General features: G+C 62.1%; 8 protein-coding genes. 3 read left to right on the forward strand and 5 right to left on the reverse strand.

Features of this window, described 5'->3' with window-relative positions; all coding sequences use genetic code 11:
* Nucleotides 1-18 precede the first annotated feature (18 nt).
* Nucleotides 19-465 (forward strand): DUF6188 family protein, encoded by a 447-nt coding sequence (locus tag A5700_RS25735; RefSeq protein ID WP_014710938.1) that lies wholly within the window; start codon nucleotides 19-21, stop codon nucleotides 463-465.
* Nucleotides 466-493: 28 nt separating this feature from the next.
* On the opposite strand, the gene A5700_RS23985 is transcribed toward A5700_RS25735, so the two are convergent.
* On the reverse strand, nucleotides 494-1,390 hold the full coding sequence (locus A5700_RS23985) for an alpha/beta fold hydrolase (protein ID WP_014710939.1): 897 nt from the start codon (nucleotides 1,388-1,390) through the stop codon (nucleotides 494-496).
* Nucleotides 1,387-4,473 (reverse strand): RND family transporter, encoded by a 3,087-nt coding sequence (locus A5700_RS23990; RefSeq protein ID WP_024636820.1) that lies wholly within the window; start codon nucleotides 4,471-4,473, stop codon nucleotides 1,387-1,389. The genes A5700_RS23985 and A5700_RS23990 overlap by 4 nt, the downstream gene beginning before the upstream one ends.
* Nucleotides 4,474-5,269: 796 nt before the next feature.
* On the opposite strand from A5700_RS23990, the gene A5700_RS23995 reads away from it, so the two are divergent.
* Nucleotides 5,270-5,905, forward strand: a complete 636-nt coding sequence (locus A5700_RS23995) for a TetR/AcrR family transcriptional regulator (RefSeq protein ID WP_014710941.1) — start codon at nucleotides 5,270-5,272, stop codon at nucleotides 5,903-5,905.
* A 58-nt stretch (nucleotides 5,906-5,963) separates the two neighbouring features.
* Here the strand turns inward: A5700_RS23995 and A5700_RS24000 are convergent, their stop codons facing one another.
* A complete protein-coding gene (locus tag A5700_RS24000) occupies nucleotides 5,964-7,157 on the reverse strand; it encodes a cytochrome P450 (protein WP_014710942.1) in 1,194 nt (397 codons plus the stop codon).
* 83 nt (nucleotides 7,158-7,240) lie between these two features.
* Between A5700_RS24000 and A5700_RS24005 the strand changes: the two genes are divergently transcribed.
* The gene (locus A5700_RS24005) at nucleotides 7,241-7,822 is read left to right on the forward strand and encodes a TetR/AcrR family transcriptional regulator (RefSeq protein WP_014710943.1); all 582 of its coding nucleotides are present in this window, start codon (nucleotides 7,241-7,243) and stop codon (nucleotides 7,820-7,822) included.
* A 57-nt stretch (nucleotides 7,823-7,879) separates the two neighbouring features.
* On the opposite strand, the gene A5700_RS26405 is transcribed toward A5700_RS24005, so the two are convergent.
* Together A5700_RS26405 and A5700_RS25740 are read right to left on the reverse strand one after the other, a co-directional pair.
* Nucleotides 7,880-8,191, reverse strand: coding sequence for a hypothetical protein (locus tag A5700_RS26405; protein WP_131806047.1), 312 nt, complete (start codon nucleotides 8,189-8,191; stop codon nucleotides 7,880-7,882).
* Nucleotides 8,192-8,250: 59 nt separating this feature from the next.
* A partial coding sequence (locus A5700_RS25740) for a hypothetical protein (RefSeq protein ID WP_369828304.1) occupies nucleotides 8,251-9,730 on the reverse strand: 1,480 nt, incomplete at its 5' end.

The raw sequence follows: 9,730 nt of genomic DNA on the forward strand, positions 1-9,730 counted from the left end.
GCGTCGAAGGGGGCGGTTATGCACACGCAATGGATTGAGCAATGCACCGTTCAGCGAGTCTCGCTGCACGAAGGGCTCATACTCGACCTCGACGGTTACAACGAATTGGTGATTTCCCGACCGCTGCGACTGACCCTCCCGCCGGCAGGAGCCTGGCCGTCGGATGAAGTGTTGATCGACCCCATCAACCTTTCGCCCGAGGAGCGGCCACTGTTGGACCTTGCCGGAGCGATCTGCACGCGCGCCTGGTGCGACGACGACGGGGCCTTACATCTCTGTTTCTCCCCCGGCCACCGCATCGACGTCGACCCGGATGTAGCGGCGACCTCGTGGGAACTCTATGGCAAGTGTCACGGATACGTGGCGTGTCTGCCGCGAGGTCGCGTCCGAGCGATTCGGCACGACCTTCCTGTCGACGAGAATGACTCAGACGCAACACAACCCAAAGCCATGGCACATCAGTAGCCCGGGTGGCTGAAGACTCGCTGGATGCTTATGTCAGGGTCCTCATGGCGCGGTCGAGGAAGTCGGTAACCGCGGCGGTGAACGCGTCGTTGTTGTCGCCGGCAACCATGTGACCGGTGCCGGTGACGTCCGTCGTTTCGGCGTGCCTGACGAGCTGGCGGAATTCGCTGACGGTTTCCTGGGAGACTACGTCTGAAAGTGCCCCGCGTACCAACAGCGTTGGGGCCGTGATTCGACGTGCTCCTTCGGCGAGGAATCCGCTGATGGCGTCGAACTCCTCGCTGCCCGTCATGAGATTGCCTTGGAGGACATCGAAGTTGGAGCTGATGAAGGCCGGGTCCCAGCGCCAGATCCATCGGCCATCGCTACGTTGGCGCAGAACCTTGTGCAGGCCGTCGAGATTTTCGGGTCGCGCGCGGCGTGGGTTGTATTCGGCGATGACATCGGCGGCATCATTGAGCGTGCCGAATCCGTCGGGGTGTCCGGCCATGAATGACAGGATGCGACGGGCCCCATGAAATTCCATTCGCGGGGTGATGTCGACCAGGACAACGGCTGCCCAGAGGTCGGGTGGGGCCAGCAGATGGGTAGCGAGGATGATCAGCCCACCCAGCGACGCGCCGACGACGGCGGGGGGACTGTCGGCGCTGACGTGTCCTCGTACCGAGATCAGATCGGACACAAACCGTTCGATGTCATATTGTCCGCTCGGGTCCCAGTCGCTGTCGCCGTGACCTCGTGTGTCGTAGGCGACGACGGTGTAGCCGTGGGAATAGAGTCGACGGGCGGTGGTGGCCCACGCGTGACGGTTCTGGCCGCCGCCATGGAGCAGCAACACGACGGGGTGAGTCGCGGCGTGCCGGTAGCAATCGGCCACGAGAGTGATCCCGTCGCTGGTGCGGATGCGCTCTCGGCCAATTGTCATGTGGTCCGGTGTGGTCGGCCGTTGTGAGTCGAGGATTTCCGTTGCGGCCACCAGCTGGCCTCGCGCAGGAGCGTAGCGATCGCGGGCACCGTGAGGGTGCGAACGACGAAGGTGTCGAGTAGTAGGCCGCAGCCGACGATGAATCCGACTTGGATCATGATTCCGACAGAGCCGACCATCAGGCCGAACATACTCGCGGCGAAGATGAGCCCGGCTGAGGTGATGACTGAACCGGTGTTTGCGACCGTGCGTAGCACGCCGACGCGAATGTTGTGAGCGGATTCTTCGCGTAACCGCGAGATCAGCAGCATGTTGTAGTCGGCGCCGACGGCGACCAGGATGATGAACGCCACAAGCGGTACGGGCCAGGCGATTTCCTTACCCAGGCCGTATTGGAAGACGAGCGTCCCAATGCCCAGTGCCGCGCCATAGTTGAGTACGACCGTACCGAGGAGGTAGAGCGGGGCCAGCAAGGCACGCAGGAGAAGGACAAGGATCACTCCGACGATGACGAGCGTGGCGATCGCCAGCAGATGAAAGTCGGCCGACAGCAGGCGCTGAATATCGGAGTTGACGGCGGGGAAACCGGCCATCGATATCGTGGCGTTGGCCAGGGAGGTGTTCGGGCGTGCGGCCCCGGCAACTTCGGTGATTTTCTGAGCGAGATCCATCGCTTGGCTGCTGTAGGGGTTGTAGCTCGATTCGATCGCGAAGCGGGCGGTCTTGCCATCGGCCGACATAAAATGTTTTGCCACATCGGCGAACTGGCGATTCTCGAAGGTGTTGGCGGGCAGGTAAAAGCCGCTGGCGTTGTCCGAACCGGCGCTGGACCGCGCGGAATTTTGTAATTGGGTGGCGACCTGACTCATGCCGGACAACATTTCGATGTTGCTGTCGGCAAGGGTGTGCACGCCGGTGGCCAGGGCTTGTGCACCCGACGCGAGCTGGCTGATGCCGTTTTGGAGGCGGCGGATATTGCCGGCCATGTCGGCGGGATCGCCGAGTGCTCCGAAAGCCTTGTTCAGCGAGGTGACCGTGCTCTGCAGATCTGCTACGGTGCCCGCCGCATTGTCGCTGCCCGGCTGGTACATGTCGCCCAGGTTGGCGAGCTGGCTGAAAAAGCCGCCATCGCGCAAGGTCACCAGAATCTGCACCTGATCGCGGATCTGGGCACACTCGGGTGTGGTGGCACACCACGGGGAGGTGTTGAGCGCACCAACCAGCGGATCGATCGTGGCGATCGCGTTTTGGGCTTGTTGAGCTTCTTGACGCAGTCCCGGCCCGGTTCGGATCGCTTGATCGATGGTTGGTGTGGTAGCCGAAAGTTGCTGCAGCAGAGGGCGAAAGTGTTGAAATTGCGATCCGCTGGACTGGGCTTGGGTAAGGACCGCGGTCAGCGGTGTCAATGCCGTGCGCAGGGTGGTGTCAAGTTGCGCCAGGCCGCCGGCGAGTTGGTCGGCGCCACTGGTGAGTTTGGCCAGGTCGTCCTTATGGGCGTCTCCCTTGGCGACCGCGCCGGCCATCTTGTTGCCGATCTGGCCGTTTTGCCACGAGAGCTGTGCCTGATCGAGGCGTGCACCGGTGGGCCGAGTGACACCGGAAACCTTGGTGACGCCCGGCAATTGCGACACTCGAGACGCCATTTCATCTAGGTCGGCTAGGCCTTTACTGGTGCGCATATCTGTGGGTGATTCGACGACCATGAACTGTGTGATGACGATATCTTTGCGGAAATGCCTATCCAGCAAGCGATAGCCCTCATTGCTGGTGGTCGTCGCCGGCTGTCCTTGCCGATCGTCGTAGCTGATGTGCATAGTCAGCGCGACAGCCGCGAGGCCTAATACAAGTGCCAGGCTGGCGGCCAGCAGTGGGGCGGGTCGGCGGACCACGGCCACGGCGATCCAGTTCCAGTATCGGCGCGTGCGGTCAGCTTTGGGTTCGCCAATGCCATGTTTCGCGGCAAGCGCCAATACCGGAGGAAACAACGTTACTGTAGCTGCGACTCCGACAAAGACAGCGATCGCGCACGCCGGGCCTAATGCGCTAAATACGCTCAGCTTCGCAAAGACCAAGGATAGAAACGCAAACGCCACAGTCGCGGCGGAAGCCATGATCACCCGCCCGATGGTGGCGGTTGCGTTAATCACAGCCAGGTCAGCCGAAATCATCTGGCGGCGCTGCTCGTGATACCGGCTGATCAGAAACACGGAATAATCGGTGCCGGCACCCAACAAGATGGCAGTCATGAACGCAATCGTGAATTGCGACACCGGCATTCCTGATTCGCCCAGCGCCGAGAGCACCCCGCGCCCGACCGCCAGGCTCACACCGATCACGAGCAATGGCAGCAACGCGGTAACTAGTGACCGATAGATGACCAGCAAAATCACCGCGATCAGACCGGCTGTCACGATGGAGATGCCAATCAAATCCTGCTCAGCCGAATCGATTAGATCGCTGAATGTCGCGGGAGGTCCGGTTACACGAACGATCGTGGACGTACCGCTAAACGACTCGGCGACAATAGCGCGCACCGCCCGAACGGATTCCGCCGCTCTAGGATCGCCGAGCGTGCCAGCTACCCCGACCGGCACATACCACGCCTTGCCATCCTGGCTCATCGCCTGACCCGCAGTAACGGGGTCGGCTAACAGATCCTGAACCAGTCGCACGTGCTGGGAGTCGGCACGCAACCGCGAAACCATCGTTTTGTAGCGCTGACGCACCGGCGCAGTCAGGCCCGTCGGGTCCTCGAATGCAACAAAGACGGTGGTCTTGGACCCCTGCTCGCCGAATGCCGTGCCCATCCGGTCAACCGTCTGCAGCGATGGAGCATCAGGGGGGACCAGATTCACCGACTGCTGTTTCACAACGGTTTCCAGCTGGGGGAACAGCATCGCCAGGACGCCGGCGGTCACCACCCACGCCCCGATGACCAGCACCTTATGTCGGATGCTGAACCCCGCCAGGCGAGCTAGTCGATCACTGTATGCGCCCTCGCCCGCCGCGACCTTGCGAAGTTGCTCCCGAACTGGGCGACTCAGCGTCGCCACCCCCGAGGAAACCCACCCGTTGTCCGCCATCCCCCACCTCCGTTATCCCAAAAGAAACTAACGGTGTCGGAACAGTACCGCTAGTACCCTTTCGCTTCGTCGCCGAAACCGCGACAGGCGTGCACCCGTCGACCGCTACCGCACTACTCACCTGGATTGGCCCGAGAGCACCCCGCAGGCGACGGACCAGCATTTCGCGCCTGGCGCGACGTGCCCCTCGGCGCGCAGGTTGATTGACCGTGACGACGCACCGTCGCCGAAATTCTGAAAGGTTCATGAACGCCGCAGACGAAAAGCCAGCCGGGAAGTTAGCCTGGTGGGATCGTCGTGCACGTGGTTGTACATTTCCCGGTTCATCAAATTGTCGTCCAGGTATGAGCAGTAGCGAGGCGGGTAATGCCGAGGACGAACGCGGTCTTGGTCCGGCGGCGTTCGGTGGATGTCACTGGTAATGGTGCGGCCGCTGAGCCTGAAACCGCGAGCCGCACTCATCCACACTTGGGTCCTGGTTAGCGCAAGCAGCGCATTCATCGCAGAACGCCATCCTCGGCGTGTGCGAGTCCCTGCCGCACAAGTTGGGAGGGTTCGTGGGATGGCCTCATGAACCGACATGCCAGCCGTGCATTGGTGGCCTTTTGGACCACGGGTTGTTCGAGCCGTTGCCTGATCACGAATCCCCCTACTACGCACAAACCCCTACGAATAACTGTACTATTGGTAGCGCTATGCTACCAACAGTAGCGTTAGTTGGGTAGTGGCTGGATCAATCGCCAATGCAGATGCGATTCGGTGCGGGCCAGGTATGCGTAGGGTTTACGGTGACCATATGGAGCGCGACGGTTTTGACATGCCGGTCGACGACGATGTCGATCCGCGCCTGGTGCGCTCCCGGACCCGGCTATTAGATGCAGCCACCAAACTCCTCAGCGCCGGCGGGATTGAAGCCGTCACCATAGACGCGGTCACCAAGGCCTCTAAAGTTGCGCGCACGACCCTCTATCGCCACTTCAGCAGCTCCACTCAACTACTGGCCGCCACATTTGAACGGCTGCTGCCGCAGGTTCACCTTCCGCCGGCGACGGGATCGTTGCGCGACCAACTCATCGAACTGTTGAGCCGACAGGCCACGCTGTTCCAGGAGGCGCCGCTGCACGTCACCACACTGGCTTGGGTCGCGCTTGGCCCAACATCAAACAGCACTCAGGAGACCTACGATCGGCACGCGCTGCGGACCCGGATCATCGAGCAGTATCGCCAGCCGTTCGATCTACTTTTGCAAAGCCCCGAAGCCTGCGCCGACCTCGATGAATTCGACCCCGAGCTGATCCTGTGCCAACTCGTGGGGCCGGTCGCCTTCGCGCGCCTCACCGGGCTGCGTGCCATCGATCGTCAAGACTGTGAGCGCATCGTCGATGACTTCCTCGCCGCGCACCGCCGCAAGGTCGACGAGCCCGCATCGTAGTGATCCCGCTCCGCGGGAATGGCGCCGCCCCAGCCGCTCTGCCTGACGCGCAGTTCGGCTAATTTGCCGACCACGAGATAGGCAAAGACATATAGCCCCGGATGAGGCCCGACCGCAGGCGCTGCGCGTTCTCTAGGTCGACTTCCCAGTTGGGCACTCGGGCCAGCAGGGCGCGCAACGCTATCCGGGCCTCCATCCGCGCTAATGACGCACCGAGACAGAAGTGGATACCTCGGCCGAACGCCACTTGATGTTCGGGTTTGCGCCCGATATCGAACACGTCGGGATCAGCAAACACTCGTTCGTCACGGTTAGCCGAGCCGAACAACAGCAGCACTGAATCACCGACGGACATCGTGACGCCATGCAGCGTGACGTCGCGGGTCAGAGTTCGTGAAAGTCCTTGCACCGGTGAGTCATACCGGAGGAGCTCCTCAACTGCGGGACCAAGCAAGTTGTCATCGGCGACTAGTCGTCGGCGAATGTCGGGATCGCTCGCAAGCACTACTGCGGCGTTGCTGAGCAGGTTCGAGGTGGTCTCATGGCCTGCGATGAGCAGCAACAGGCAAAAGCCAAGGAGGTCCTCGTCAGTAAGACGCTTTCCGTCGATCTCGGCGGACACCAAGGCCGACATCAAGTCGCCGCGCGGTTCGCGTCGACGCTCGGCGAGGAAGTCGGTGAAGTAGGCATAGACGGCCGCAGCCGCGGCCAGCCCCTCGCCCATCTCACCGCGCGCCGGATTGGACTGGACCATCGTGGTTGACCACTGCCGAAACTGTGCGCGGTCCTCGCGAGGAATGCCGAGCAAATCAGCGATCACCATGGCCGGCAGGACGGCGGCAAAGTCGGCGGCAAAGTCAACCGACCCTGCGCCCCGGTCAAGGCAATCTGATAAATCCTCCGCCAGGTCCTCAATCCCACTACTTAACGCCGCGATGCGCCGCGGGGTGAACGCCTTGCTTACCAACGCGCGCAGCTGATCGTGTCGCGGGGGATCCATCAAAATCATCATGGGCAAGAACGATGCGTGGAAATCTGAGCCCGGTGGAGTTGGAAATATGCCGTCCACGGATGAGTAGGTGTGATGGTCAAGCAGCGCGCTGACGACATCTTCGTGGCGACTGAAAACCCACGTGTTGGAATCGGCTGCGCGATACAGCGGGGCTTTGTCGCGCAGCTGCCGGTAGATGGGGTAGAGATCGTCCTGAATCGTCGCATCGAACGGGTCGTAGCGAAGTTGCACCGTCGTCATCTGAGCTCCTACCGCTGTGAATCTAATTATACGGCTGTCTAATCCAGTAGTTTAGACTGTAAGTCCAACCGAGAGGAGCGTCAATGCGCGAGGTTCCGCGAAAAATTGCCGACCGCCTGCCGCCGGCGGCGGCACTTTTCGCAGACCGCGGGCTCAACGACACCAAGATCGAAGACGTCGCCGCCACCACCGGCATCGCCAAGGCCACCCTTTACTACTACTTCGCCGGCAAAGAGGAAATACTCGCCTTCCTCCTCGAAGACGTCCTACAGCAAGTCGCGCACGAGGTCGCCGCAGTCGTGGAGGCAGAAGGCTCCGCCGCTCAGCGCCTGCACGCAGTCATCAGTGCCCAGCTGCGCGTGATGGCACAGAGACCCGCCGTCTGCCGCGCTCTCATCGGGGAACTGGGCCGCGCCGCCCGCATGCCCGTCATCGCCGACATGATCAGCGCCGCATACTTCGCACCCGTCGAGACGTTACTTCGCGCTGGCGCCGGCGACGGCTCACTCGTGACCCTCGACAACCCAGCAGTTGCCGCGATCGCGCTATTCGGTGCCGTCACGACCAGCGCACTGACCTACCTAGTGCTTGACGATGCGCTCGACGAAGATCGAATTGCCAGAACAATTCACGACCTCGTTTTTGTCGGTTTACGACCGCGCTAGCCGTCCCCCGCACCGCGTGGACGGTAGTGCGCAGCTGAGCATGGCCCGCGACTCGGACTATCCGGAGCATCCAGGCGACGCGGGGTCGTCGGAGTGAGCTACAGACAGCGCGTGACGCAGCGGATGAAGTACGGCTGGCCCACCCGTATGCACCGCCAGCCGCAGCTGCTCAATGACTGTGTGCACCTGACGTCGCTCTTCAGTGTCGGAAAGTCCGAATTCATAAAGCTCCCAACGATATTTATGATCCTCCAGCCGCAGGAGTAGCTCGTTGATCACGTTGTCCAGGTCCATCTGCTCAGCGGCCAATTCCTGATGATTCCTCGGCCGCTCACCATCCGGCAGGCGCGGCGACAGTTCGATGGTCACGTGCTAAGCGTATGTAGCCGGTTGCTGCAATGCGACGGTCAGAGGTGAATTGCGTTAGATCACTTACGGCCCGCGAGTTGTTCGTCGCGCACCGCCTTCGCCCGATCCGCCGATAACGCTGCCGCGAGCTGGGATGCGAACGCTGGTCCGTCGTTCACAAGGGCGTAGCCACCCGCGAAGCCGCCTTGGCGGCAGAGAAGTCGCCTCCGACAGACGTTGCGGTGGCGTACTTTGCCAGTCTTGGAGTTTGTTCGTTGAACTGCGACGCGGGTCATTCGCGGAACGAGTGCGGTGGGGAAGCAGTGGGTGCAATCGCTATGAATGGCCTGTGAGCGAGACCACCGACGGATGATCCTTCGGGCCGTCAGGTATGCGTCCTGGGCGATCTCAACGACTGCGGTTGCTCGTTCCAACCCGTGGACCCCCCAAAAGCGACCCGGTCCGCGGCCCGGCCGCCGCCAGGCCTCCGGAACGATGTGCTGGTATTCCTTGTCGCCCAATCTATTCGGTGATGAGTGCTTCGTGAAGTAGATCGCCAAGCGTTTGGGGTCGCAAGCACGCAATCCGTTGAGGCTGTCGATAGCCGTACCGGCGCGCAAGTGGCGTGTGCGTTGTTCAGGGTCGGGATGGGCGACGACTTCCGCCCATTCCTGCGACAACCATTCGCTGAACCTACGGCCTGATCGACCGACGGTATACGGGGGAGCCATCCATAGGTGAATGTGTGGTGCGCCGCGGCGTTGAAATTCCATCTTCCAGATGTAGCGCGCTGGTTCACCCCATTCGCGCTGAAATCGTTTGCGCCACAGCATCATATGTCGCTTTACGCTGGCTCCATCGGGTGCGACCGATTCCCAGTCGCCGGGGTAGGTCAGCGTGACCATCGCGGGTACCCGTCCGCTTTCCACCATCGGCGTGTAGTCCAGCTCGGCGAAGGTGCGGCACATCGCCGCACGCGACTTGCGGGACCATTCGGTGATCGCACGGCCCGACGGGTCAGGCACATCACGACCGGCCTTTATGCGGTCTACCTCGCCCGCTACGTCCTGCATGTGCTGGCCCACGGTCCGCTCAGATGCCTTCTCCGCGCGAACGGGATTGGTCCAGCCGAGACGGACGACGCCCGGGCCGATCGTGATCCGGAATCGCCCGCACTCAGGTTCGACATCCAGCCGGTCCCGTCCATGCGCCCATGGTTCGGCCGGTTCGAACAGCGCCGCTGCCGAGGCCACCATGTTGGGCCTCGGGAACCGCAGCCCCAAGGCATCCGAGGCCGACAGTTCCGCATCAACAATGCCGTCGACGGTGTCGCGGACACTTTTGGCGCATATAACAAGCCCGTTGGTCCCAGCCGGAACACGGACGGAGCGGCGGACGCCGGTAGACCGCGAGTGCCCGAGGCCGGCAAGGCCGCAGGGCGCGAGAGCGGTAGCGGTCGGTCGGACGGCGGGAGCGGCGTAGACCGTGTTCCGGCTGGGACCAACGGGCTTGTTATATGCGCCAAAAGTGTCCGCGACACCGTCGACGGCATTGTTGCGC

This window comes from Mycobacterium sp. E1214 (assembly GCF_001666755.1).
GTDB lineage: Bacteria > Actinomycetota > Actinomycetes > Mycobacteriales > Mycobacteriaceae > Mycobacterium.

What these genes read in the sequence shown, in the direction of transcription:
- A5700_RS23990 (WP_024636820.1), bottom strand. Translation starts at nt 4,473, where the DNA reads ATGGCGGACAACGGGTGGGTTTCCTCGGGGGTGGCGACGCTGAGTCGC.
- A5700_RS23995 (WP_014710941.1), top strand. Translation starts at nt 5,270, where the DNA reads ATGGAGCGCGACGGTTTTGACATGCCGGTCGACGACGATGTCGATCCG.
- A5700_RS24000 (WP_014710942.1), bottom strand. Translation starts at nt 7,157, where the DNA reads ATGACGACGGTGCAACTTCGCTACGACCCGTTCGATGCGACGATTCAG.
- A5700_RS24005 (WP_014710943.1), top strand. Translation starts at nt 7,241, where the DNA reads ATGCGCGAGGTTCCGCGAAAAATTGCCGACCGCCTGCCGCCGGCGGCG.
- A5700_RS25735 (WP_014710938.1), top strand. Translation starts at nt 19, where the DNA reads ATGCACACGCAATGGATTGAGCAATGCACCGTTCAGCGAGTCTCGCTG.
- A5700_RS23985 (WP_014710939.1), bottom strand. Translation starts at nt 1,390, where the DNA reads ATGACAATTGGCCGAGAGCGCATCCGCACCAGCGACGGGATCACTCTC.